We start from the raw sequence: 23812 nt of genomic DNA on the forward strand, positions 1-23812 counted from the left end.
GGAGCCGTTGATGTGGACGGTGTCCTCGAAGGAGAAGGTGACGTCGTCGGTGGCGTGGACCCGCTCGACGTTCTCCTTCAACGCCGCCAGCTCCGCCGCGGCCTCGCTCCCGACCTCCGCGGCCGCCCGGTCCAGCTCCGCCTCGTCGTCGCCCGGGACCCGGAACTCGTGCAGCAGCCTCACCCGCGCGGAGTCCTCCCCGAGCGGCTCGACGAGCCATGCGCCGCCCAGCGAGGACAGCGGCGGCTCGACGTGCAACCGCTCGAAGTTGACCCGGAGTTCGGCGTCCTGGACGATGCGGCGCAGTCTCCGGGACCGTGGCGTGCCGTCGCCGGACGCCTCCCAGACGCGCAGCAGCTGCTCACCTTCCGGCGCCTCGTCGTGGGCGACGTGGACGGTGTCGGGGAAGATCCTCGGCCAGTTCTCCACGTCGGCCATGAGCCGGTGGACGGTGGCGGCCGGTACCGCCACGGTGATCTCGTGCGCCGTCCGGCGCACGCCCGCTTGCTTCATGTTCGGACTCCTCGTCCTTGAAGGGCGCGGGGAGTACGGGTGCCGGATTCGCCGAAGGGGCCGTGTCCGTCGCCGCGTCGGCCGTGACGACGGCACGGACCCGGGGGAGCCGGCGCCCGTCTCGCCCGCGAGGGGGCATCTCCTGTGTGCCGGGCGGGCCGGAAACCGGGACTGCCGCTGCCGGTCGGTCCCGGCAGCGGCAGTGCGGCGGTCCCGCTCAGGCCCGCCCGAGGTGTACGTCTCCGTACGCGCGCCCGGCCGGAACACCGGCCGGGCGGGCCGTCACTCGCCCGCGGCGCGGGTGTGGACGACGCGGTAGGTGTTGGCGTCCTGCCAGGTCGACAGCGCGGCGACGCGGGCGTCGACCTTCTGCCGCTCCGGGGCGCGGTCCGCCTCCGGCGTGTTGCGGAAGGCGTCGTACGTCTCCTTGCTGTCCCACTGCGAGTAGGAGACGACGAACTTGCCCTCGATGCCACGGGCGCGCAGGCCGCGCAGCACGGTGTGCGTGCGGTAGCCCGGGACGTCCCGCAGCCACTCCTGGGAGGCGCCCAGCGCGTCGACGAGGTCCTCCTGCTCCTCCTCGGACACGCCGAACAGCTCGATGGAGGTGTAGTCGTCGCGGTCCGGGGAGATCTCGGTGCCGTCGAGACCCGGCTTCGACTGGGTGAAGGCGATCTCGTTCTGCAGCAGACGGATCGAGGTGGTGATCTCGCCGAACAGCGGCAGCGTGCGGTGCTTGAACTCCTCGCCGGCGTAGCGGGCCTCGAGGTCCTCGGTGCTGTTCCACTGGATGAAGTTGGCGGTGCCCGGCTTGTCCTCGCCCGCGTGGACGGTGCTGGAGATCCAGCCCTGGTAGGCGGCGGAATCGACGATCTCACGCATCGCGGCGAGGAGCTTGACCTGCTTCTCGGGTGCGTCGGTCGAGAACAGGTTGAGGACAGTCAGGTGCTGACCGTCTGCTGCAATCTTCGGCATTCTCTTCTCTTCCATTCGAGGAAAGGGGCTGCGAACGGCCATAAACACTCGGGCCGGGTGTTCCCGTCAGAGCCTGGCAGGAGAAAAGCGGCCGGGGAAAGGCCTCACTCGTCATGTTCCGGCGCGGTTCTGTCAAGTTTCCGGTGCGGGCTCCAAATCTTCCGCATATTCGTCAGGTCTCTGAAAAGCGGCCTTGGCCCGCCATTGGAACGGGCGCCATGCTCGGGTAATGCATCCAGGCCAGGCAATAGCCGACATACGTACGCTGCTTGACCGGTATCTCATCGGTCTCGACGACGAGGAACTGGACGACGCGTGGGCCGCGGCGCTGTTCACCCGTGATGCCCGGGTCGAGTTCCCCATGAGCGGTCACAAGGGCCTCGAAGGGCTCGCCGCGTACCACCGCGATTCGCTCGCGGCCTTCGCCGCCACCCAGCACCTGGGCTCGGCCGCGGTGGTGGACATCAAGGAGGAGGGGCAGGCGGTACTGCGCGCCAACCTCGTCTCCACGCATGTGCACCACAGGGGCACCCCGGGCCCGCCGCTGTTCACCGCCGGCACGCTGGCGACGGGCGAGGCCCGGCTGACCGGCGACGGCTGGCGGCTCGCCGCGCTGTCGTTCCGGGTGCTGTGGACCGACGGGGCGCCGCCCGCCCCGCAGGACTCCCCGTGAACGCCCTGGCGGCCGGTGGAGTCAAGGAGTCCACCCTCGCGATGCTGCTGCTCGGGATCGGCGTGGTGCTGCTGGCCGGTGCCCTGCTCGGCCGGCTCGCCCAACGGCTGCGGCAGCCCGCGGTGGTCGGCGAGATCACCGCGGGCATTCTCCTGGGCCCGAGCGCGCTGGGGCTGCTACCGGGCGACCTGACCGGGCGGCTCTTCCCCGACGAGGTGCGTCCGCTGCTCTCGGCGGTGGCCCAGGTCGGCCTGGTCCTCTTCATGTTCGTGGTCGGCTGGGAGTTCGAGAAGCGCCTGGTCCGGCCGCACGCCGGCCTCGCGGCCGGCGTCTCGCTGTCGTCCATCGTCCTGTCGTTCGGCCTGGGTGTCGCGCTCGCGCCGGTGCTCTACGACGAGCACGCGACCGTGGCCGGCAAGGAGATCTCCTTCGTCGCCTTCGCCACCTTCCTCGGCACGGCCATGTCGGTGACCGCCTTCCCGGTGCTGGCCCGCATCCTCACCGAGAACCGGCTCCTGGACACCCGGGTCGGCTCGCTCTCCCTCGCCAGCGCCGCGGTCGACGACCTGCTCGCCTGGTGCCTGCTCGCCTACGTCTCCGCGCTCGTCAGCTCGGACGGCGACTACACGCAGCTGGGGCGGATCGGCCTGCTCAGCGTCGCCTACGTGGCGATGATGTTCCTGGTCGTCAAGCCGCTGGTGGCGCGCATGGTGTGGCGCTGGGCCGCGGCTGAGCGCTGGCCGACGCTGCTGGCGGTGCTGTGCGCCGGGGCGCTCGGATCGGCGGTGCTGACCACGTGGATCGGCATCCACGCGATCTTCGGGGCGTTCCTCTTCGGCTTCGTGATGCCGCGCGAGCCCGCCCGGGTGCTGACCGAGCACCTGCGCAAGCCGATGAGCAACGTGAGCACCGTCCTGCTTCCCGTCTTCTTCATCGTGACCGGACTCGGTGTGAACCTCGGTTCGCTGACCCGGACCGACTACGTCGGCCTCGCCCTGATCATCACCGTGGCCTGCGCGGGCAAGCTGATCGGCGCCATCGTGCCCGCCCGGCTGGCCGGCTTCTCGTGGCGGGACTCCAGGGACCTCGGGCTGCTCATGAACACCAGGGGCCTGACCGAACTGATCATCCTCAACGCGGCCGTGAGCCTCGGCGTCCTGGACGGGCGCATGTTCACCATGCTGGTGATCATGGCGCTGGTCACGACGGCGATGGTGGGCCCGCTGCTGTCCCGGCCCGCGCCGCCCGCCGCCGGCTCCGTCCCGCACGGGACGGGGGAGGGGACGGACGCGGAGGAGCAGCGCGCGCCGGAGGCCACCGCGCACCTCATCACTCCACGCACCTGAGTTCCACGCACCTGAACCCCACGCACCTGAGTTCCACGCACCTGAACCCCACGCACCTGAACCCCACGCACCTGAGAGAGGGCATGTCGTGATTCCTGTTCAGTCAGCAACTACGAGGGAGCCGGCCCCGGTCGACGGGCGCGCGCTGCGCGACGTGTGCGGAAACTTCGCCACCGGCGTCACCGTCATCACCTCCGGTGCCGGACAGGACGCCTCGGGCACCACGGTGAACTCCTTCACCTCGGTCTCGCTGGAGCCGCCGCTGGTGCTCATCTGCCTGCACCGCGCGTCCAGGCTGCTGCCGGTGGTCCAGGAGTCCGGCGGCTTCGTCGTCAACTTCCTCACCCAGCACCAGCAGAGCGTGGCCTGGGCGTTCGCCGGCCGGGCCTCCGCCCGGATGGACGAGGTGGCCCACCACCGCTCGGCGGCCGGACTGCCGGTCCTCAGCGAGGCGCTGTCCTTCCTGGACTGCCGCCTGATCGCCGAGTACGACGGGGGCGACCACGCCATCCTGCTGGGCGAGGTCGTCGAACTCGGCGCACCCGCCGCCGAGGAGGATCCGCTGATCTTCTTCCAGGGATCCATGCGGGAGCTGGACGCCGGTGCGGCAGCCGTACGGTCACGCTGATGGCCGGGAGCCCCGCTTCCCGGCCCGCCGGTTCAGTGGCCGCGGGAGACCGCGTCCTCCGTGCCGTCGAACTCCTGCCGTGCCTGCTCGACGCGCTGCAGGTTGTCCGCGGACCAGTCCGCGAGGTGGGCGAAGAGGGGCGCCAGGCTGCGGCCGAGCTCGCTGATCTCGTACTCCACCCTGGGGGGCACCTCCGGGTGGTAGGTGCGCACCACCAGCCCGTCGCGCTCCATCTGCCGCAGGCGCTGGGTGAGCACCTTCGGCGTGATGGTGCCGATGTTGCGCTGCAGCACGACGAAGCGCTGGCAGCCGAAGGCGTTGAGCGTCCACAGGATCGGCGTCGTCCACCGGCTGAAGACGATGTCGAGCACCGGAGCGATCGGGCACGCCTGCGCCGAGGTCGCGCCGTGCGCCGGGGCGCCCCCGGTGCCCGGCAGTGCGGTGCTGGTGTTCATGCGAACCCTCCAGGTAGTCACTTTCCTCTAGGTACCTACTTTACCCAGGATGCTAGCTTCCTGGAAGACGCAACAGAGCACCGCCGTAAACGGCCGTCAGCCGTGCCGTTCTCCCCGCGCCACCGGGCTCCACCCCAGCTCGACCGGGCTCCACCCCCGGCTCCACAGGCTCCACCCGGTTCACCGGCTCCATCCGGTTCAGAGGCTCCACCTCCGCTCCACCGGCTCCGTCCGATCCTCCGCAGTCCCGTCCCCTCATCCGTTCCGCGTCACGAGGAGTTGTCATGTCAGTCCAAGAGTCCCTGAGCACACCGGCATCGAAGCCGGAGGGCGGGCCCGCCCACCGGCCCGGCCTCATCCTGGCCTTCCTCTGCCTCGCCGGCTTCATGACGTTCCTCGACGTGTCGATCGTGAACGTCGCCCTCCCCACCATCGAGGACGAGCTCAACATCTCCCAGACGGCTCTGCAGTACGTCGTCACCACGTACGGCATGCTGCTCGGCGGCTTCCTGCTGCTGACCGGTCGGCTCGCCGACACCCTCGGCCGTCGCCGGATGCTCCAGACCGGCCTGGTCCTCTTCGCCGTGGCCTCGCTGTTCGCGGGACTGGCGCAGAACTCCGCCATGCTGATCGGCGCACGCGGTGCGCAGGGCCTGGCCGCCGCCTTCATGGCCACCGCCGCACTCAGCCTGCTGACCAACAACTTCGAGGAGGGCCCGGCGCGCAACAAGGCGCTCGGCGTCTGGGGCGCCCTCAGTGGCGTCGCAGCCGTCGCCGGTGTCACCCTGGGCGGTCTGCTCACCGACGGGCCGGGCTGGCGCTGGATCTTCTTCCTCAACGTGCCGATCGGTCTCATCGGCGCCCTGGTCGCCCCGATGATCGTCGGTGAGAGCCGTGCCGCCGAGCGCACCCGCACCTTCGACGTCGCGGGCGCCGTCGTCCTCACCGCCGGCCTGATCCTGCTGATCTTCACCCTCGGCCAGACCGTCGACGACTCCGACGTCCCCATGGCCCGCATCTACGGCGGGTTCGCCCTCTCCGCCCTGCTGCTGGTCGGCTTCCTGTTCATCGAGCGCCGCGCCAAGGCTCCGCTGATGCCGCTCGGCGTCTTCCGCCGCCCGTCCCTGCGCGCCGCCAACGTCATCGCCATCCTGCTCCTCGGCACCTGCGTCAGCCTCTTCTTCTTCGCCAGCCTCTTCATGCAGCAGGTGCTCGACTACTCGGCGATCACCACCGGTCTCGCCTACGTCCCCCTCGCCCTGACCACCGCGGTCGGCGCGGGCATCGCCTCCCAGGTCGTCACCAAGGTCGCCGCGAAGCCGGTCCTGATGACGGGTCTGACCCTGGTCGGCACCGGCATGCTGCTGCTGTGGAGGGCGCCGTCCGACGCCGCCTACCTCGTCGACCTGCTGCCCGCGTTCATCATCTGCGGCCTCGGTCTCGGCGCCTCCTTCGTGCCGCTCCAGATCTCCGCCTTCGCAGGCTCCGAGGAGCACGAGTCGGGTCTGGCCGCCGGCCTCATCAACACCTCCCAGGAGATCGGCGGAGCCCTCGGCCTCGCCGTCGCCGCCACCTACGCCTTCCGCCGGATCGACGAGCTGGAGGCGCAGACCAAGGGCCACCCGGAGCTGGTCGACGGGGCCCGCACCACGGTCTTCCACGACGCCTTCCTCATCAGCGCGGGCTTCGCTGCGGCCGCCCTCCTGGTCACCCTGGTGCTGCTGCCCCTGACCAGGGCCAAGGACGTCCCGGCCGGCGCCCCGGTCCACTGAGGAACGGAACATCCCATGGCACCGACACAGACACCCCTCCCCGCACTGTCCGCCGAGGCCGAGGCATTCCTCGCCGAGAACCACCTGTGCACCTTCACGACCCTTCGTCCCGACGGCAGCCCCCACACGGCGCCGGTCCGCTTCACCTGGGACAAGGACACGGGCCTGGCCCGGGTCATGACCGCGGTGACGCGGCGCAAGGCCAGGAACCTGCTGGCCTCGCCGGGCGGGCGGGTGTCGGTCTGCCAGATGGCCGGCTGGCGCTGGATCACGCTGGAGGGCAGGGCCACGGTCTCCACCGAGCCCGCCCGGGTTGCGGAGGGTGTGCGCCTCTACACCAAGCGGTTCTGGTCGCCGCCGCCCCGCCCGCCGGGCCTCGCCGTCGTCGAGATCCGGGTCGACCGGGTGCTCGGCGGCTGAGACCCGCGGACACACGAACCGAGAGGGTGCCGGAAGCACAGCTTCCGGCACCCTCTCGCGTCTCCCCGAAGCAGCGCCGAAGCCCCTCCTGACACACATACCGGAGATCTGACGAACTTGTCAGAGCCCTGTACCGGAGACCGTTCAGCTTCCCCCGTCGCGTCGGAATACTGAAGAAAACACCAGCGGGAGAGGGAAGATGGACGACTTGAATGCCGACGTAATCGTTGCCGGAGCGGGTCCTGCGGGACTCATGCTTGCCGGGGAGCTCCGCCTCTCGGGACTTTCCGTCATCGTGCTCGACCAGCTCACCACGCCCATGCAGCAGTCGCGCGCCCTGGGATTCTCCGCCCGCACCATCGAGGAATTCGGCCAGCGCGGCCTGCTCGAGGAATTCGGCGAGCTGGACACCATTCCCGGAGGCCACTTCGGCGGCCTCCCCATCGACTACCGGATCATCGAGGGCGGCAACTTCGGCGTACGAGGCGTTCCGCAGTCACGTACCGAGGCCATCCTCCACACGTGGGCCGTGGGCCTGGGTGCCGAGATACGCCGCGGCTTCAAGGTCGTGGGCATGACGGAGGGCGAGGACGGCGTCGAGGTCGAGGTCGAGGGCCCCGACGGCACCGAACTCCTGCGCGCCGCCTACCTGGTGGGCTGTGACGGTGCCCGCAGCATCGTCCGGCGCCTGGCCGGCATCGACTTCCCCGGCTTCAACGCCACCATCGAGATGAAGATGGCCGACGTGACCGGCGTGCCGCTCCGGATCCGCCCGACCGGCGAGGTCGGCGAGGCCGGCATGGTCGTGGTCCTCCCCCTCGGACCGCACGCCACCCGGGTCGTCGTCTTCGAGCGCGGTGCGGGCGTCCGCCCCACCCAGGAGCCGCCCACCTTCCAGGAGGTGGCCGAGTCCTTCCAGCGGGTGACCGGCGAGGACATCACCGGCGCCACGCCGCTGTGGACCAGCTACTTCACCGACGCGAGCCGCCACGCGGCCGAGTACCGAAAGGGCCGGGTCTTCCTCGCGGGCGACGCCGCCCACATCCACCTGCCCATCGGCGCCCAGGGCATCAGCGCCGCGGTCGGTGACGTGGTCAACCTGGGCTGGAAGCTCGCGGCCGTGGTCAAGGGCCAGGCCCCCGACAGCCTGCTGGACACCTACCACGCCGAGCGGCACCCGGTCGGCGGCATGATCGTCGCCAACACCCTGGTCCAGCGCTCCCTCTACCTCGGCGGCCCCGAGATGCAGCCGCTGCGCGACATCTTCGCCGAGCTCGTCAAGATCGAGGACGTACGCCGCCACCTCGTCGGCCTGGTCACGGGTCTGGACATCACCTACGGCGCCGCCCCCGGCGACCACCCGCTGCTCGGCCGCCGGCTTCCCGACCAGGACCTGCTCGTCGGCGACGAGAAGTCCACCACGTACGCACTGCTCCACCAGGGGCGTCCGGTCCTGCTCGACCTGCACGACAGTGCCGCGCTGCGCACGGCCGCCGCCGGCTGGGCGGACCGCGTCGACATCGTCACCGCGACCCGCGCCGACGTGGACGCGCCCGCCGCGAGCCTGCTGGTCCGCCCCGACGGCTATGTCGCCTGGGTGAGCACCGACGGCGTCCCCGACGGACTCGAAACCGCTCTGACCACCTGGTTCGGCGAGCCCCAGCCCGCCGCCTGATCCCTACCGGCCCGGCGCCGTGCGCGCCCGTCGAATCCGAGAAAGAAGGAGTGCGGTCTTGTCCACCAAGGATCAGGCAGTCAAGGCTCAGGCAGTGGAAGAGGCCCCCGGGGCCGGCGAACGGAACGAGTGCGACGTCCTGATCCTGGGGTCGGGCCTCGCGGGCTCCATCACCGGCGCCATCCTGGCCCGGCAGGGTGCGAACGTCGCCCTCATCGACGCCGGCCAGCACCCGCGGTTCTCCATCGGTGAGTCGCAGAACCCGCAGCTCGTCGAGTGGCTGCACATTCTCGCCGCGCGCTACGACGTGCCCGAGATCAAGCACATGCTGGACATCAAGGCGATCACCGAGAACATGGGGCCGCACCACGGCCGCAAGCAGAGCTTCGGCTTCGTCCTGCACCGGAAGAACCGCGAGCCGGACCCGCGCGAGGCGAACATGTTCGTGATCCCCAAGATGCTGACGGAGGCCATCCACCTCTACCGGCAGGACACCGACTCGTACTACCTCAACGTCGCCGCGAAGTACGGATGCACGCTGCGCCAGAACTGGCGCGCCACCGACCTGGACTTCGACGACGACGGTGTCACCGTCACGGGCGCCAACGGCGAGGTCTTCCGCGCCAAGTTCCTGATCGACGCGAGCGGTTTCCGCTCCCCGCTGGCCGAGAAGTTCGCCCTGCGCGACAACCCGCCCCGGCACAAGCACCACGCCCGTTCGCTGTTCACCCACTACGTGGGCGTCAAGCCGTACGACGACGTGTGCAACTACCCCGAGGAGCTGCGGCCGCCCGCCGAGTCGCCCTTCCACGGCGGCACCCTGCACCACCTGATCGAGCGCGGCTGGTTCTGGATCATCCCGTTCGACAACTACAAGGACTCCAAGAACCCGGTCTGCAGCGTCGGCCTGACCTTCGACGAGCGGCTGTACCCCAAGCCGAAGGACATGACGCCCGACGAGGAGTTCAACCACTACCTCGACATGTACCCGGCGGTGAAGCGCCAGTTCGACGGTGCCAAGCGGGTGCGTGAGTGGGTCTCCACGGACCGGATCCAGTACTCCTCCAAGCAGACGGTCGGCGACCGCTGGTGCCTGATGTCCCACGCCGCCGGCTTCATCGACCCGCTGTTCTCCCGTGGGCTGTCCAACACGTTCGAGGTGGTCGACGCCCTCGCCTGGCGTGTCCTGGACGCCCTGCGCGAGGACGACTTCAAGGCGGAGCGCTTCGAGTACGTGGAGAGGCTGGAGCAGGGCCTGCTGGAGTACAACGACAAGATCGTCAACAGCTCCTACATCGCCTTCAGCCACTTCCGTCTCTGGAACGCGGTCTTCCGGGTGTGGGCCTGCTTCACCACTCCGGCGACCATGCGCCAGATCGCGGCCCGCCAGAACTTCGAGCTGGACGGTGACGACCGGCACTTCAAGGAGATGGAGAACTCCCCCTACACCGGGCTGTGGTGGCCGGACAGCCACGCCTTCAAGCACCTCTTCGACGTCACGGCCGAGACCTGCGAGCGGTACGAGGCCGGCGAGATCGACGGGGACAAGGCGGCCGACATCGTCTTCGAGGCGATCCGGAACTGCGAGTCGGTCAACACCCCGTTCGGCTGGAAGGGCCCCGAGGACCAGCGGTTCTTCCGTGCCACCACGCCCACGATGATGAAGTTCATGTGGTGGGCGAGCACCTCGGGCCCCAAGGAGATGCGCGACCTCGGGCGCTCCATGCTCAAGGGCGTCGTCAAGCAGGGCATGCGCGGCCGCAAGGTCTCCTGACCCTTCCTCCCCTTGTACGCGGCGCCGGCGCCACGGCTCCCCGGGGCCGGCCGCACCACGTGGCCGGCCCCGGCCCCTCCCCCCCCGCGGGCACGGGAGCCATCGCCCGGCGCCGCCCCCCACGCGCACCTCACCTCGCTCAGCTCTCACGCGCACCTCACTTCTCTCAGCCCACTTCGACCCATGGGACACCCGTGATCACTCGCAGAGCACTTCTCGGTGCGGGCACGGCGGTCGCCGGCCTGGCCGCCCTGCCCAGCACGTCCGTCGCCGCGAGCACCGGAGGCGGCTCGGCTCCCTGGGCCCAGCTCGCCCGGAACCTCAAGGGCACGCTGGTGCTGCCCACCGACGCCTCGTACGGCGTGGCCAAGCAGCTGGAACTCGCACAGTTCGACGCGGTCGCGCCCAAGGCCGTCGCGTACTGCACGGGGCCGGCCGACGTCTCCGTCGCGCTGCGGTTCGCCCAGGACAACTGCGTGCCCGCCGCCGTCCGCAGCGGTGGCCACAGCTACGGCGGCTACTCGACGACGCCGGGCCTCGTCATCGACGTCTCCAGGATCAACGCGATCGCCGTCGGCAACGGCACGCTGAGCGTCGGCCCCGGCGCCCGGAACGTGGACATCCTGAACGCCCTCGCCCCGCACGGCCTGGTGGTCAGCGAAGGCGGCTGCCCGACCGTCGCGACCGGGGGTTTCGTGCAGGGCGGCGGCTTCGGCTTCCTGACGCGCTCCACGGGCATGGCCTGCGACGCGCTCACCTCGGCCGAGGTGGTCCTGGCCGACGGCCGGGTGGTGACCGCGTCCCCGACCCGGCACAGCGACCTGTTCTGGGCGATCCGGGGAGGCGGCGGCGGCAACTTCGGCGTCGTCACCCGCTTCACGGTCACCCCGCACGTCGGCGACCAGATAGCCATGGCGAACCTGATCTTCCCGTACGACCGCGCGGCCGATGTCCTGGACGCCGCCACCCGGTGGCTGGTGGACGCGCCCCGCACGATCGGCGGCGGCGGATACGTCGTCCAGCCGGACGCCGCACCCGGGTCGGTGCCGAACGTCAACATCATGCTGGCCTCCCGCGGCACCCCGACGGAACTGGCCTCGGAGACGGCGCGGCTGCTCTCCATGACGGGAGCGCCCGCGGCCCGACAGGAGGCCGTCATGACCTACCAGCAGCTGATGATGATGGTCTTCGGCTGCGGCACGCTCACCCAGGACCAGTGCCAGCGCTCGGAGAAGACCCCCACCGGTGTCCTGACCCGCCCCGAATTCGGGCTGGAGCGGACCAGGATGGGCAGCGCGCCGTACGCCGGAGGCGGCTGGGCCGACGTGATGACGGCCTTCGACGCCGACCGGGCGGCCGGCCAGTCCCGCTACCTCGACCTGCACTTCTTCGGGGGAGCGGCCAACGACCCCGCCAGGACCGACACGGCCTACGTGCACCGCGACTCGCTGTTCTCGGTGAACTACCGGGCGCTGATCAACGATCCGCAGCAGAACACCGCGGCGGCCAGGGCCGTCGCCACCCGCTGGGTGGACAACGGGTTCGCGGTCATCGACCCGCTCTCCAACGGTGAGACCTACCAGAACTGGATGGACCCGGCCCTGACGGACTGGAAGCAGTCGTACTACGCCGAGAACTACTCACGGCTGGCCACGGTCAAGACGACGTACGACCGCCACCGGTTCTTCTCCTTCGCCCAGGGCATCGGATCGGCCGGCTGACCCGGCCCGCACCGCAACGGGAAGGGGCCGCCGTCGTCGGACGGCGGCCCCGGTCCGGAGCGGGTCAGGGACGGCGGCCGTACCAGCCCACCAGCTTGTCGATGTCGGGAGCGTCCTCGTGAACCTCCACCACCGGGCCGAACGGGACCTGGCCGCCGCGCGGCTCGGCCGGCACGGCACGCCGCATGACCGACAGCGGGGCCGCCAGCATCTCCGGGTCCCACTGCGGGCTCTGGCCGGTGGCCTTGGCGATGTCCCAGAGGTGCAGCACGAACTCGTTCGTGTAGATCACCGAGGCGACCGCTCCGGGGACCGGGCCCCAGGGCAGCCCGATCTGCCGGCCCAGGACCGCCGGGTCGGACCAGACGGCGTCGAACTCCTTGGCGGCGCCGGTCCAGGCCTCGGCCCAGGTGCCGTCGGCGACGTCGTCGGCGAGGTTCGGGACGCTCATGAAGGAGCCGCCGCTGCCGAGCACGGTGACGCGTCGCAGGACCGACACCAGGTGGTTGGACAGGTCGCGGACCGAGTACTCCGGGCACGGGGTGCCCTGGTCGTACTGGTCGGGGCGGATGGCGGCGAGGACCGAGGGGGCCAGCTCGACGGCCTTGAAGAGGCCGCCCCGGGGGTCGGTGGCCGGGCGGCCCGCGGGGGCGCCGGATGCATTCGAGGTATCAGTCATAACTTCATCTTCCCTATAAAACAGGTCACCTCATGGCCTATTAGAAAGAGCTGGACAAAATGAAGGCAGACCGTCTGGTGGCAACTCTGCTCTTTCTCCAGGCGCGTGGGCGTGTGACCGTACGTCAGGTCGCGGAGGAGCTGGAGATCTCCGAGCGCACGGCCCGCCGTGACCTGGAGGCGCTGTCCGCCGCCGGTGTGCCCGTCTACTCGCAGCGGGGGCGTGGTGGCGGATGGAGCCTGGTGGGCGGTGCCCGTACCGATCTCACCGGCTTCACCCAGCGGGAGATCGGGGCACTCTTCCTGGCCGCCGGGCCGCTGTCCGCGTCGCCCGAACTCCGCGCCGCGCTGCGCAAGCTGGTGCAGGCGGTGCCCGCCCCGATGCGCACGCACGCCGAAGCGGCCTCCAAGGCCCTCGTCGTCGACGGTCTCGACTGGTCGCGCGCGGCGGTGCGCGCCGCGGGCGGGCCACACCACCACGCCCTGGAGCAGGCGGTGCTGGACCGGGTGCGCATCACCGTCGGGTACGCCGAGGAGGGCGCCCCGGGCCAGGAGTGGACCGTCGACCCGCTCGGTCTGGTCTGCAAGGCCGGCCGGTGGTACACCGTCGCCGCCGACGGGCGGGGGCTGCGCTCGTTCCTCCACACCCGGGTCACCTCCGTGGCCGTCACCGGCGAGCCCGCCCGGCGGCCGGAGGGCTTCGACCTGGCCGAGGCCTGGCAGGGGCTGGCTGCCGACGCCGAGCGGCGGCTCCGTGCCGCGACCGTGCGCGCGGCAGCGGACCCCGCCGCGGTGCCCGGCCTGCGGGAGCTGCTGGGGGACCGCCTCCGGACCGGCGGGTTACGCGCCGACGGGCGGTGCGCGATCGAGGCCGACGGCCCGTCGGTCGACGTGCTGGTCGCACAGCTGGCGGGCGCCGGAGCCCACGTGGAGGTCCTCGGTCCGCCGGAGGCGCGCGCCCGGCTGGCGCGCCTCGGGCAGGAGCTCGCAGCCGCCCACGGGGAGGGTGTGCGGAGCGACGCGCCGACCCTCCGAAACGAAAGCCACTTTCCTCTAGGTACCTACTATGTTGAGGATGCTAGCGTCGACGGTGTCACGGAGAAAAGCACCGTGCGGCCGTCGCGGCGGCGTCCCCGACAGCGGTTGTCCACCCATCACGTCCCTTATCGAGGAGCTGTCTCATGATTGTTGTCACCGGAGCCACCGGCAATGTCGGCCGCACGCTGGTCGCCTCTCTCACGGCACGGGGCGAACAGGTCGCCGCCGTATCGCGACGGCCCCTTCCCGTCGAGCTGCCCGAAGGCGCCCGCCATGTGCAGGCCGACCTGGGACAGGCGGAGAGCCTCCGCGGTGTGCTGCAGGGTGCCGACGCGCTGTTCATCCTGCTGGCCGGAGAGCTGCTGGCCGGCGGCGAGAGCGCGGAGACCCTGCTGGGCGTCGCCAAGGAGGAGGGCGTGCGCAAGGTCGTCCTGCTGTCCTCGCAGATCACCGCGACCCGTCCGGAAGCGGGTTCGCACGACCGGCTGCGGGAGTACGAGGAGGCCGTCCGCGGTTCGGGCCTGGAGTGGACGGTCCTGCGGGCCGGCGGCTTCGCGTCGAACGCCTTCGCGTGGGCCGAGTCGGTGCGCACCCAGCGCACCGTGCTCGCGCCGTTCGGCGACGTCGCGCTCCCGGTCGTCGACCCGGCGGACATCGCCGAGACGGCCGCGGCCGTCCTGAGCGAGGAGGGCCACGCGGGCCAGACCTACGAGCTGACCGGCCCGGTCGCGGTCACCCCGCGTGAGCAGGCGGCGGTCCTGGCCGGACTGCTGGGCGAGGAGGTGGCGTTCGTCGAGCTGTCCCGCGAGGACGCCTTCGCCCACATGTCGCAGTTCATGCCGGAGGGCGTCGTCAACGGGACGCTGGACATCCTCGGTCTGCCGCTCCCGTCCGAGCAGCAGGTCAGCCCGGACGTCGAGAAGGTCCTCGGCCGCCCGGCCGCTCCCTTCGCCGCCTGGGCGGAGCGCAGCCTGCCCGCGTTCCGCTAGAGGCGGACCGCCGCCTGCCGCGGCCGGCGGCCGCACCCCCACCCGGGTGCGGCCACCGGCCGTTCCCGTTTCCGCCCGGCTCGTTCCCGGCCCGTTCCCGTGTCCGCCCGCGACCGGGAGGGTCCTGTTGACGACGGCACGGCACGGGCATAGCGTCGCCGGGCCGCTGAGTCAGTCCGCAGTCTGAGAGGCCGTTCGTGCCGCACACCGACCCCAGCAGTTCCCCTTCGTCCGCGCCCGCCGACGATCCGGCCGCCCGCATCGAGGCGTCGCTGACCGGCCCCGGTGCCCCGTTCGCCGTCGTGCGGGCGGAGCACGGCCCGCTCGTCTACGCGAACGGCCCCCGCACCCTGCGGGAGTTCGTCGAGGCCACCTGGGCGTTCGGCGACCAGCCCTTCCTGGTCGCGGGCGAACGCGTCTGCTCGTACGGGGAGTTCTTCGCGGCGGCCTCGTCGCTGGCCCGGCGGCTCACCGACGTGTACGGGCTGCGCCCCGGCGACCGGGCGGTGGTGGCGATGCGCAATCACCCCGAGTGGCAGATCGCGTTCTGGGCGGCGCAGCTGGCCGGCCTCGTCGCCGTACCGCTCAACGCCTGGTGGACCGAGGCCGAGTTCGGCCACGCCCTCGACGACTGCCAGCCGGAGGTGCTGCTGGTCGACGGGGAGCAACTCCCCAAGACCGCGGCCTGGGGCCGGAAGGCCGGCGCGCGCTTCGTGGTCTTCCACCACGGGGGAGAGGTGCCGGAGGGGGCCGAGCGGTACGCCGACCTGCCGGAGCCCGATCCGTCGGCCGCGCCGCCCGACGTGGAGGTCCGGCCCGAGGACGACGCCACGATCATCTACACCTCGGGCACCACCGGGCGACCCAAGGGCGCCGTGGCCACCCAGCTCGCACAGGCGGGCGCGGCCCTCAACCCGCGCTACCAGGCGGCGGCCTCGGCGCTGGGCCGTGGGGTCATCCCAGGTCAGGGCCCGGCGCCGGTCACCCTGATGACGTTCCCGTTCTTCCATGTCGCCGCCTTCACCAGCCTCTACTCGGCGATGGCGGCGGGCGGCACCCTCGTCCTGATGCCCAAGTGGGACGCAGACGAGGCCCTGCGGCTGATCCGCCGCCACGGGGTCACCGCCTTCGCGGGCGTTCCGGCCACGGCGCTCCAGCTGCTCGCGGCGGCGGACCGTGCGGGCGACGGGCTGGACGGTCTGAAGATGCTGAACACCGGCGGCGCGGCGGCTCCGCCGGACCTCGTCGCACAGCTCACGGCGCGGCACGGTGAGCGGATCGAGCCGCGCAACGGTTACGGCCTGACGGAGACCAGCGGCGGGGTGCTGGCCAACTTCGGCGCCGCGTACCGGGCGCACCCGGAATCCGTCGGTACCCCGACGCCGGTCACCGAGGTGCGGATCGCGGGTCCGGCGGGGGAGGAGCTGCCCGACGGGGAGGCCGGCGAGCTGTGGCTGCGTGGCCAGTCCCTGGTCCGCGGCTACTGGCGCGACGAGGCGGCGACCGCCGGGGCGTTCACCGGCGGCTGGTTCCGTACGGGGGATCTCGCGGTCCTGAGGGACGGGCGGGTGAGTGTCGTCGACCGGATCAAGGACATGGTGATCCGGGGCGGCGAGAACGTGTACTGCGTGGAGGTCGAGGCCGCCCTGCACGACCATCCCGATGTCGAGGACGCGGCCGTGCTCGGTGTGCCGCATCCGGTGCTCGGCGAGGAGGTCGCGGCGGTCGTCCGGCTTCGCCGGGGTGCCACCGTCACGGCGGACGCGCTTCGCGCGCACGTCGGCCGGAGCCTGGCCGCGTTCAAGGTGCCGGCCCATGTGCTGGTGACGCCGGAGCCGCTCCCGCGGAACGCCACGGGGAAGATCCTGAAGCGGGAGCTGCGCGGGGTGCTTCAGGAGCACGCGCGGGACGGCGGGTGCTGAGAGCTCACGGCCTGGTGATCCGCACGCGGTAGTTTCCGTCACCGTCCTTCTCCAGCACGGATATGCGTATGCCGTTGGCCCGGTCGGTGAAGGTCTCGCCGGGCTGGAACGGGGCGTCGGAGAGTTCGGCGTGCACATTCGGCCGACGGGTGCAGCCACCGCTGTCCTCGGTGCTGTCCTCGACGGAGACCGGCCCCTGGCCCGTGTCGACGTCGGAGCTCACCTTGTAGACGAGGACGCCGGGACGGCAGACCGCCTCGTCGTTGCCCTCCTCGGTCCGCACCTCCACCGCGTAGCCGGACTGCGCGCTCACCGGCACGAAGGCCAGCTTCGGCCCGCCCGTCGTGGCCAGCGGCCGGAGGACGTGTTCGCTGGTGCCGGGCATCGCGGCACAGCTCACCTGATCGCCGTCCAGCCAGCCGAGCTTCCACTTGTGCCAGCCCAGGAGGTCGTTGTTGGCCCCCCAGTCCTCGGACATGATGTCCCAGTGCCCCACGGAGCCGCCGCCCTCCATCGTGTAGAGGTCGGGCAGCCCGAAGACGTGGCCGTTCTCGTGGGGCAGGACGCGGTAGCCGGTCTCCTCGTACGAGCCCGAGCCGTCGTCCTGTCGGCTGTAGACGAAGGACGTGTTGGCGAGCGGGATGCCGTCGGCGAACGGGGCGTCGTCGTTGCCGGAGAAGGTCACGGACAGGACGGTGTCCAGCGCGGAGGGGCCGGCGTTCGGCGTGACCAGCACGTTGACCAGGTCGTACGCCGCGAAGTCGACCTTCGGATCGGCGACGGACACCAGGTCCTTGACCATCTTGCGGTAGCCCGGTTCGTAGGGGGAGCCGCGCTCGATCCCGTACTCGGAGAACGGGAGGGGCATCCGCAGCCAGTCCTTCACGGGCGCTTCCGGCAGGTACGTGAGCCGCCCGTAGGAGCTGGTGCGGAACCAGTCGGCAGTCTGCGGGAAGAATTCCGCGAGCCGGTCCGCCGCCGGTTCCGTCGCCTCTGCGTCGGGGAAGTCGATCATCAGGTTGAGGGCCCTGATCTGCCCGGTGGAGCGGGCGTAACCGGGCGGTGTCGGCATTCCCTCCGACATCTGCACGCCCATGGCCGTGGGTATCCGGCACGGCGTGAGACCGGTCCCCCGTGGTGCGGCCACCGGTCCGGCGGAGGCGCGACTGGCGATGGGGAGGGTCGAGCTCGCCGAGGCCATCGTGGCGATGACCAGGGCCGACGCCCCGGCGAGGGCGAGGGGGCGGCGGTAGGCGCGTATCCGGCGGCGGGGTTGCTGCATAGGGCGTCGCCTTCGGTCCGCGGCAGCCGGCCGGCCCTGACTGCGCTCTGGCGCTCAGCCTCTGCCGGGTGGCGGGGGACCGCTCGCTGGGTGCGCCGATGGAGGGGTTCTGTCGCGGATGTCGTGTGACGCAGGTCACAGAAGGCCGGGAAATAACCGGGGACCCTCTCCCCGTTTGAACCTGTGTCCTCGCGAAACGGGGACGCGGTCCCCGGTTGGTCGGGAGGCCGCCCGGACATCCGAAGGGAAGGGCCGTGGCTGTGGAGTCCGTCGCCGGAACCGCCCCCTGCGCCACGCAGCGCCGTACGCCCCGTCCGCGGGCCGACGCGCTGCGCAACCGGGAGCGGATCGTGACGGCCGCGCGTGAGATGTTCGTCGAGTTCGGGCCGGATGTGCCGCTCGACGAGGTCGCGCGGCGGGCCGGGGTCGGCAACGCCACGCTCTACCGGAACTTCCCCGACCGGGCGGCCCTGATCCACGAGGTCGTGCTCGCCGTCACCTCCCGCACCACCGAACGGCTGGAGGAGGCCGTGGCGGCCGAATCCGACCCCTTCGCCGCGCTCAGCCGCTTCGTGCACGCGGCGGCCGACGAACGGATCGGCGCCCTGTGCCCGATGCTGTCCGGCGGCTTCGACGGCGACCACCCTGAACTGCTCACCGAGCGCCGTCGCCTCGAAGAGGCCGTCGAAAGCCTCGTGGGGCGCGCCATGTCCGCAGGGAGGCTGCGCACCGACATCGGCGTCGGTGACGTGCTCGTCGCCCTCTCCCAGCTCACCCGGCCGCTGCCCGGCATCGCCTGCCCGGACATCGACCGGTTCACCCACCGCCATCTGCAGCTCTTCCTGGACGGTCTGGAAGCCCCGGCCCGCTCCGAGCTGCCCGGATCGGCAGCGACCTTGGAGGTCCTGCGCAGCGGGCGCTGACGTCCGCGCACCGGAGAACCGACACCCTCAGCCCTCAGCCCTCAGCGGGCCGCACCAGACCCGGAACCGGACCGGACCCGACAGGTCCGGCCACCGGTTCCCCTCGCCCTTTTCCGGTTTCGCGCCCGGGTCCGTTCGCACGGCCCGGTCGCCGACCCAGCAACTCATCGTGTCCTTAGGTGGCTACTCCCATGTCGAAAACAGCCGGCACCCTCCCTGATCCCAGTCGCTGGAAAGCGCTGGCCTTCATCGCCCTCGCCCAGCTGATGGTCGTGCTCGACGCGACCATCGTGAACATCGCCCTGCCCTCGGCCCAGACGGACCTGGGCATCTCCGACGGCAACAAGCAGTGGGTCATCACGGCCTACGCCCTCGCCTTCGGCGGGCTCCTGCTCTTCGGCGGACGCATCGCCGACCTCTGGGGCCGCAAGCGCACCTTCGTCGTGGGCCTGATCGGCTTCGCCGCCGCCTCGGCGCTGGGCGGCGCCGCCCAGGGCGAGGCGATGATGTTCGGTTCCCGCGCTCTGCAGGGTGTCTTCGGCGCACTGCTGGCACCCGCGGCCCTGTCGCTGCTCGCGGTGATGTTCACCGACGCCAAGGAGCGCGCCAAGGCCTTCGGCATCTACGGGGCCATCGCCGGTGGCGGTGGCGCGGTCGGCCTGATCCTGGGCGGCTTCCTGACCGAGTACCTGAACTGGCGCTGGACCTTCTTCGTCAACATCCCGTTCGCGATCGTCGCCGCCGTCGGCGCCTATCTCGTCATCCGTGAGCCGGCCGGCGGCCGCAACCGCGCGCCGCTCGACATCCCCGGCGTCGTCCTGTCCACGCTGGGTCTCGTCTCGCTGGTCTACGGCTTCACCCGCGCCGAGGCGGCCGGCTGGTCGGACTCGCTGACCATCGGCATGTTCGTGGCTGCCGCCGTGCTGCTGCTGGCGTTCGTGCTCACCGAGGCGCGTGTGAAGTCGCCTCTGCTGCCGCTGCGCGTCGTGACCGACCGCAACCGCGGGGGCGTCTACCTCTCGCTCGGCCTCGCCATCATCGCGATGTTCGGGCTGTTCCTCTTCCTGACCTACTACCTGCAGGTGGTCAAGGGCTACACCCCGGTCAAGACCGGCTTCGCGTTCATGCCGATGATCGTGGGCATGATCACCGGCTCCACGCAGATCGGCGCCCGGCTGATGACCCGGGTTCCGCCGAGGCTGCTCATGGGCCCCGGTTTCCTGACGGCGGCCGTCGGCATGCTGCTGCTGACCCAGCTGGACATCAACACCTCGTACGCCGCAGTCATCCTGCCGGGGCAGCTGCTGCTCGGCCTGGGCATGGGCACGGCGTTCATGCCGGCCATGTCCCTGGCCACGCACGGCATCGAGCCGCGTGACGCGGGTGTCGCCTCCGCGATGGTGAACACCTCGCAGCAGGTCGGCGGCGCCATCGGAACGGCGCTGCTCAACACCATCGCCGCCAGTGCCACCACCGCCTACGTCGTCGATCACGCGGCAGGTGCGAGCGATCCGAAGCTGCTCCAGCTGCAGGCCATGGTCAGCGGATTCGCCGCGGCGATCTGGTGGGCGGTCGGCATCCTGGTCGTCGCCTCGGCGATCGCGGTGACCCTGATCAACACCGGCCGCCCGGGCTCCGGTGCGGTCGACGGCTCGGGGGAGCCGGTGGAGGGTATCGAGGACGAGTTCAAGATCCCGGTCGTCGCTCACTGAGCGTGGCGCCGGGCCCGGGCCGGGGCCCGGCCGCCCGGCGTGACGCCTGACGGCCTCCGGCCCTGTGCTCTCTGCCCTGGTTCCGCTCAGCGGAGCCAGGGCAGATCCGCGTCGGTGTCCTCCGGCTGCAGGCCGACGGCGATGACCTGCATGATCTCGCCGAGGCTCTGCACCTGCTGAGGGCTGAGGCGGGCGAACATCGCCTGACGGACGGCCTCCACGTGCCCGGGGGCGGATCGCTCCAGCATTTCGTAGCCCTCGTCGGTCAGGACGGCGTTCTGGCCGCGCTTGTCCGAGGGGCAGTCCTCGCGGCGCACCCAGCCGTTCTTCTCCAGCCGGGCGACGGCGTGCGAGAGGCGGGAGCGGGTGATCTTGGCGTCCTTGGCCAGCTCGGTCATGCGCTTCTGCCGCCGGGGGGCCCGGGAGAGGTGGACGAGCAGGCCGTAGTAGATGTGCGGCATGCCCGCGTCGCGCTGCAACTGGCGGTCGAGGTGGTCCTCCATGAGCGTGGTGGCATGGAGGTAGGCGCGCCACACGCTCTGCTCTTCGTCGGTGAGCCACCGGGGCCCGCCGGGGGATGCCGTGGTCATGTACTCCACTGTACGACCTTTTCTTGAAAGTTGAACTAGATAGGGCTAAGGTCTCCGGTAGTTGGAACTTGAAGATTCAAGAACTCGCGCCCGAAGAGCCGATCTGCCGAATCCCGGTGCCTGCGCAGATGCCTGTTCCCGGTACCTGTAGAGAACACACATACCTTGATCGGCAGAGGAATGGGAGTGTCATGACAGTCGCCGCGGAACGCATGCCCGCCCTCTATCTTTCCCACGGGGCCCCGCCGCTCGCCGACGACCCGGTCTGGCCCGGCGAACTGGCCGCCTGGTCAGAGGGGCTGCCGCGCCCCAAGGCCATCCTGATGGTCTCCGCGCACTGGGAGGAGGCGCCCCTCGCCCTCGGTGCCACCACGACCGTGCCCCTGGTTTACGACTTCTGGGGCTTCCCCGAGCACTACTACGCGGTGCGGTACGGCGCCCCGGGAGCCCCGAAGCTCGCGGACGACGTCCGCAAGCTGCTGCGCGGCGCGGGGACCCCGGTGCAGGACATCCCGGACCGCGGCCTCGACCACGGTGCGTACGTGCCGCTCGTCGAGATGTTCCCGGACGCGGACATCCCCGTCCTCCAGATCTCCCTGCCGACGCTCGACCCGCAGAAGCTGATGGCCATCGGGCGCAAGCTCGCCCCGCTGCGCGACGAGGGTGTGCTGATCGTCGGGAGCGGCTTCTTCACCCACAACCTGGCGGCGCTGCGGCACGCCGGCGGCGGCACTCCCGGCTGGTCGGCGGAGTTCGACGACTGGGGGCACCGTGCGCTCCAGGCGCAGGACGTCGACTCCCTGCTGGACTTCGAGCACGCGTCGCCGGCGGGCCGCCTCGCCCATCCCCGTACCGAGCACTTCGCGCCGCTGTTCGTCACCCTCGGTGCGGCCGAGGGTGACCTCGACCGGGGTCGCAGCGTCATCGACGGCTTCTGGATGGGTCTGGCGAAGCGCTCGGTGCAGTTCGGCTGAGCAGCGGCTTCTCGTACCAGGACACGTCCCGGTAGCGGCCGAACTTCCGGCCCACGTCCGTGTACGTCCCGACCTGCCGGAATCCGAAGGCGTCGTGCAGCCGGACCGACGCCTCGTTCGGCTGCGCGACAGCGGCGTACGCGCGGTGGACGTCCTCGCCGGCCAGTGCCTCGAACAGGGCCCCGTAGAGGAGTGTGCCGACGCCCCGCCCCGTGGTGCCGGGCGCACAGTGGACGCTCACCTCGACGGAGGTGCTGTACGCCGCCTTCGGGCGGTACGGGCTGCTGGTGGCATGGCCGAGGACATGCGAGGCGCCGTCCCGGGTACGCGGGTCCAGAGCAACCAGGAGCCGGTGGGGGCCGTCTTCCGGGTGGGAGCGCAATCACGGCAGGCGCTCGTCCGCGGTGAAGGCGACCGTGTCGAAGGTGGGCGCCGTCTCGCGGACGTAATGGTTGTAGATGTCCGTGAGCGCCTCCAGGTCCGCCTCCACGCCAGGCCTGACCTGCACTTCTGTGGGTATCTGCACCATGTGTCCTCGGAGTGGGGCCGACAGGGTACTGCATGATCTCGAAAGTGAATGGCCTCCGTGGGAATTCTGTCCGGATTCCAGTCGTTGTTTCCATCGGATGCAGGGCACCCGGAAGGGTGTCGCGACCTACTCAGCAAGGGAGCACGCATGGCAACCCGTGCCGTCGCCCGTCGTTCGTCCGCCAGCACCGGCGGGACCGACCGGGCAAGCAGTGTTCGCGCCGTGGGCGGGGAGATCGCCGATCGCGACCTGGTCGGCATGTACCTGGACGAGATCGCTCGCACACCGCTGCTCGACGCCGCCAAGGAGGTCGAGCTCTCACAGACGATCGAGGCAGGCGTCTTCGCCCAGCAGATCCTCACGGGCGAGGTGGAGAGCGAAGCCGGCGGAGCGAAGCGTGAGGAGCTGGAGGCGCTGGTCGCCGAGAGCGAGCGCGCCAAGGACATATTCATCCGCTCCAACCTCCGGCTCGTCGTTGCCGTGGCCAGGCGCTACCCGAGGGCGGGCCTGCCCCTGCTCGACCTGATCCAGGAGGGGAACGCCGGCCTGGTGCGCGCGGTCGAGAAGTTCGACTACGCCAAGGGCTTCAAGTTCTCGACGTACGCCACGTGGTGGATCCGGCAGGCCATCACCCGCTCCATCGCCGACCAGTCCCGCACGATCCGGCTCCCCGTCCACCTGGTGGAGGAGCTCGGCAGGATCCGGCGCGTGCAGCGCGAGTTCAACCGCGAGAACGGGCGCGACCCCGAGCACGCGGAGATCGCCGCCGAGCTCGACTCCAACGCCGAGCGCGTCGGCAACGTCCTGGACTGGGCCCGTGACCCGGTCAGCCTGAACATGTCCGTGGACGACGACGGCGACACGCAGTTCGGGGACCTCCTGGAGGACACCTCCGCCATCTCGCCCGAGCAGTCCGTGATGACGCTGCTGCGCAGCGAGGAGCTCGAGGAGCTGATCGGCAAGCTCGACCACCGCACCGCCTCCATCATCAAGATGCGGTACGGGATCGAGGACGGCCGCGAGCGGACCCTCACCGAGGTCGGCAAGCAGCATGGTCTGACACGGGAGCGGATCCGCCAGATCGAGAAGCACGCACTGCTCGAATTGAAGCGAATGGCTCACGACACGGGCTTTGACGCTGCGGCGTGAGCCGATAACCCGTAATCTCCCTATCAAGCCGGTTTCGAACCGGCCCGACGACCGGTCTCCTTCCGGTCCCATGA

General features: G+C 70.8%; 21 protein-coding genes and 1 pseudogene. 15 read left to right on the plus strand and 7 right to left on the minus strand.

Going from position 1 to position 23812, the window contains the following annotated elements; genetic code table 11:
- Positions 1-513 (minus strand): aromatase/cyclase (locus ACFUNE_RS36625; RefSeq protein ID WP_383577161.1); only part of this gene is annotated, 513 nt, incomplete at its 3' end.
- A gap of 282 nt (positions 514-795) precedes the next feature.
- A complete protein-coding gene (locus tag ACFUNE_RS36630) occupies positions 796-1488 on the minus strand; it encodes an antibiotic biosynthesis monooxygenase family protein (RefSeq protein WP_383577163.1) in 693 nt (230 codons plus the stop codon).
- Positions 1489-1717: 229 nt separating this feature from the next.
- On the opposite strand from ACFUNE_RS36630, the gene ACFUNE_RS36635 reads away from it, so the two are divergent.
- The 3 genes from ACFUNE_RS36635 (at position 1718) to ACFUNE_RS36645 (ending at position 4135) form a co-directional block, all read left to right on the plus strand.
- On the plus strand, positions 1718-2161 hold the full coding sequence (locus tag ACFUNE_RS36635; protein WP_383577165.1) for a nuclear transport factor 2 family protein: 444 nt from the start codon (positions 1718-1720) through the stop codon (positions 2159-2161).
- Positions 2158-3507, plus strand: coding sequence for a cation:proton antiporter (locus ACFUNE_RS36640; RefSeq protein WP_383577167.1), 1350 nt, complete (start codon positions 2158-2160; stop codon positions 3505-3507). Before ACFUNE_RS36635 ends, ACFUNE_RS36640 begins: the two co-directional genes overlap by 4 nt.
- Positions 3508-3595: 88 nt before the next feature.
- The gene (locus ACFUNE_RS36645) at positions 3596-4135 is read left to right on the plus strand and encodes a flavin reductase family protein (protein WP_383577169.1); all 540 of its coding nucleotides are present in this window, start codon (positions 3596-3598) and stop codon (positions 4133-4135) included.
- Positions 4136-4167: 32 nt separating this feature from the next.
- On the opposite strand, the gene ACFUNE_RS36650 is transcribed toward ACFUNE_RS36645, so the two are convergent.
- On the minus strand, positions 4168-4590 hold the full coding sequence (locus ACFUNE_RS36650; protein ID WP_383577171.1) for a winged helix-turn-helix transcriptional regulator: 423 nt from the start codon (positions 4588-4590) through the stop codon (positions 4168-4170).
- Positions 4591-4874: 284 nt separating this feature from the next.
- Between ACFUNE_RS36650 and ACFUNE_RS36655 the strand changes: the two genes are divergently transcribed.
- The 5 genes from ACFUNE_RS36655 (at position 4875) to ACFUNE_RS36675 (ending at position 11952) form a co-directional block, all read left to right on the plus strand.
- Positions 4875-6362, plus strand: a complete 1488-nt coding sequence (locus ACFUNE_RS36655) for an MFS transporter (RefSeq protein ID WP_383577173.1) — start codon at positions 4875-4877, stop codon at positions 6360-6362.
- Positions 6363-6377: 15 nt separating this feature from the next.
- Entirely contained in the window at positions 6378-6782 is a 405-nt protein-coding gene (locus ACFUNE_RS36660) for a pyridoxamine 5'-phosphate oxidase family protein (RefSeq protein ID WP_383577175.1), read from the plus strand.
- A 199-nt stretch (positions 6783-6981) separates the two neighbouring features.
- On the plus strand, positions 6982-8457 hold the full coding sequence (locus ACFUNE_RS36665; RefSeq protein ID WP_383577177.1) for an FAD-dependent monooxygenase: 1476 nt from the start codon (positions 6982-6984) through the stop codon (positions 8455-8457).
- 58 nt (positions 8458-8515) lie between these two features.
- Complete coding sequence (locus tag ACFUNE_RS36670) at positions 8516-10231, plus strand: NAD(P)/FAD-dependent oxidoreductase (RefSeq protein WP_383577179.1); 1716 nt, start codon at positions 8516-8518, stop codon at positions 10229-10231.
- A gap of 194 nt (positions 10232-10425) precedes the next feature.
- A complete protein-coding gene (locus ACFUNE_RS36675; RefSeq protein ID WP_383577181.1) occupies positions 10426-11952 on the plus strand; it encodes an FAD-dependent oxidoreductase in 1527 nt (508 codons plus the stop codon).
- 64 nt (positions 11953-12016) lie between these two features.
- On the opposite strand, the gene ACFUNE_RS36680 is transcribed toward ACFUNE_RS36675, so the two are convergent.
- On the minus strand, positions 12017-12631 hold the full coding sequence (locus tag ACFUNE_RS36680; RefSeq protein ID WP_383577183.1) for a TIGR03086 family metal-binding protein: 615 nt from the start codon (positions 12629-12631) through the stop codon (positions 12017-12019).
- A 59-nt stretch (positions 12632-12690) separates the two neighbouring features.
- On the opposite strand from ACFUNE_RS36680, the gene ACFUNE_RS36685 reads away from it, so the two are divergent.
- The 3 genes from ACFUNE_RS36685 to ACFUNE_RS36695 all read left to right on the plus strand — a co-directional run bounded on the left by ACFUNE_RS36685 (position 12691) and on the right by ACFUNE_RS36695 (position 16579).
- Positions 12691-13815 (plus strand): helix-turn-helix transcriptional regulator, encoded by a 1125-nt coding sequence (locus tag ACFUNE_RS36685; protein ID WP_383577185.1) that lies wholly within the window; start codon positions 12691-12693, stop codon positions 13813-13815.
- Positions 13812-14657, plus strand: a complete 846-nt coding sequence (locus ACFUNE_RS36690; protein WP_383577187.1) for an NAD(P)H-binding protein — start codon at positions 13812-13814, stop codon at positions 14655-14657. The genes ACFUNE_RS36685 and ACFUNE_RS36690 overlap by 4 nt, the downstream gene beginning before the upstream one ends.
- Positions 14658-14854: 197 nt before the next feature.
- Positions 14855-16579 carry a class I adenylate-forming enzyme family protein gene (locus ACFUNE_RS36695; protein WP_383577189.1) on the plus strand — a complete coding sequence of 575 codons (1725 nt, stop codon included), beginning with the start codon at positions 14855-14857 and terminating at the stop codon, positions 16577-16579.
- 4 nt (positions 16580-16583) lie between these two features.
- On the opposite strand, the gene ACFUNE_RS36700 is transcribed toward ACFUNE_RS36695, so the two are convergent.
- Positions 16584-17861, minus strand: a complete 1278-nt coding sequence (locus ACFUNE_RS36700; protein WP_383577191.1) for a M6 family metalloprotease domain-containing protein — start codon at positions 17859-17861, stop codon at positions 16584-16586.
- Between the two features lie 260 nt (positions 17862-18121).
- On the opposite strand from ACFUNE_RS36700, the gene ACFUNE_RS36705 reads away from it, so the two are divergent.
- Both ACFUNE_RS36705 and ACFUNE_RS36710 read left to right on the plus strand, forming a co-directional pair.
- Complete coding sequence (locus ACFUNE_RS36705; protein WP_383577232.1) at positions 18122-18784, plus strand: TetR/AcrR family transcriptional regulator; 663 nt, start codon at positions 18122-18124, stop codon at positions 18782-18784.
- A 191-nt stretch (positions 18785-18975) separates the two neighbouring features.
- Positions 18976-20496: an MFS transporter gene (locus tag ACFUNE_RS36710; protein WP_383577193.1), complete on the plus strand. Its 1521-nt coding sequence runs from the start codon at positions 18976-18978 to the stop codon at positions 20494-20496.
- 86 nt (positions 20497-20582) lie between these two features.
- Here the strand turns inward: ACFUNE_RS36710 and ACFUNE_RS36715 are convergent, their stop codons facing one another.
- The gene (locus tag ACFUNE_RS36715; protein WP_383577195.1) at positions 20583-21095 is read right to left on the minus strand and encodes a MarR family winged helix-turn-helix transcriptional regulator; all 513 of its coding nucleotides are present in this window, start codon (positions 21093-21095) and stop codon (positions 20583-20585) included.
- 182 nt (positions 21096-21277) lie between these two features.
- Here ACFUNE_RS36715 and ACFUNE_RS36720 point away from each other — a divergent pair, with 182 nt between their 5' ends.
- Positions 21278-22060 carry a dioxygenase gene (locus tag ACFUNE_RS36720; RefSeq protein WP_383577197.1) on the plus strand — a complete coding sequence of 261 codons (783 nt, stop codon included), beginning with the start codon at positions 21278-21280 and terminating at the stop codon, positions 22058-22060.
- On the opposite strand, the pseudogene ACFUNE_RS36725 reads toward ACFUNE_RS36720, so the two are convergent.
- Positions 22008-22589, minus strand: a pseudogene (locus tag ACFUNE_RS36725) (GNAT family N-acetyltransferase). The gene ACFUNE_RS36720 and the pseudogene ACFUNE_RS36725 overlap by 53 nt on opposite strands.
- 147 nt (positions 22590-22736) lie before the next feature.
- Between ACFUNE_RS36725 and ACFUNE_RS36730 the strand changes: the two are divergent.
- Positions 22737-23738: a sigma-70 family RNA polymerase sigma factor gene (locus ACFUNE_RS36730; protein ID WP_383577198.1), complete on the plus strand. Its 1002-nt coding sequence runs from the start codon at positions 22737-22739 to the stop codon at positions 23736-23738.
- The last annotated feature ends 74 nt before the right edge of the window (positions 23739-23812 follow it).

The sequence above is a fragment of the Streptomyces sp. NPDC057287 genome, assembly GCF_042667905.1.
In the GTDB taxonomy this organism is placed as follows: Bacteria; Actinomycetota; Actinomycetes; order Streptomycetales; family Streptomycetaceae; genus Streptomyces.

Coding starts and splice junctions, on each gene's coding strand:
- ACFUNE_RS36730 (WP_383577198.1), top strand. CDS start 22,737: ATGGCAACCCGTGCCGTCGCCCGTCGTTCGTCCGCCAGCACCGGCGGG.
- ACFUNE_RS36680 (WP_383577183.1), bottom strand. CDS start 12,631: ATGACTGATACCTCGAATGCATCCGGCGCCCCCGCGGGCCGCCCGGCC.
- ACFUNE_RS36720 (WP_383577197.1), top strand. CDS start 21,278: ATGACAGTCGCCGCGGAACGCATGCCCGCCCTCTATCTTTCCCACGGG.
- ACFUNE_RS36685 (WP_383577185.1), top strand. CDS start 12,691: ATGAAGGCAGACCGTCTGGTGGCAACTCTGCTCTTTCTCCAGGCGCGT.
- ACFUNE_RS36655 (WP_383577173.1), top strand. CDS start 4,875: ATGTCAGTCCAAGAGTCCCTGAGCACACCGGCATCGAAGCCGGAGGGC.
- ACFUNE_RS36665 (WP_383577177.1), top strand. CDS start 6,982: ATGGACGACTTGAATGCCGACGTAATCGTTGCCGGAGCGGGTCCTGCG.
- ACFUNE_RS36710 (WP_383577193.1), top strand. CDS start 18,976: ATGTCGAAAACAGCCGGCACCCTCCCTGATCCCAGTCGCTGGAAAGCG.
- ACFUNE_RS36635 (WP_383577165.1), top strand. CDS start 1,718: ATGCATCCAGGCCAGGCAATAGCCGACATACGTACGCTGCTTGACCGG.
- ACFUNE_RS36650 (WP_383577171.1), bottom strand. CDS start 4,590: ATGAACACCAGCACCGCACTGCCGGGCACCGGGGGCGCCCCGGCGCAC.
- ACFUNE_RS36660 (WP_383577175.1), top strand. CDS start 6,378: ATGGCACCGACACAGACACCCCTCCCCGCACTGTCCGCCGAGGCCGAG.
- ACFUNE_RS36690 (WP_383577187.1), top strand. CDS start 13,812: ATGATTGTTGTCACCGGAGCCACCGGCAATGTCGGCCGCACGCTGGTC.
- ACFUNE_RS36630 (WP_383577163.1), bottom strand. CDS start 1,488: ATGCCGAAGATTGCAGCAGACGGTCAGCACCTGACTGTCCTCAACCTG.
- ACFUNE_RS36700 (WP_383577191.1), bottom strand. CDS start 17,861: ATGCAGCAACCCCGCCGCCGGATACGCGCCTACCGCCGCCCCCTCGCC.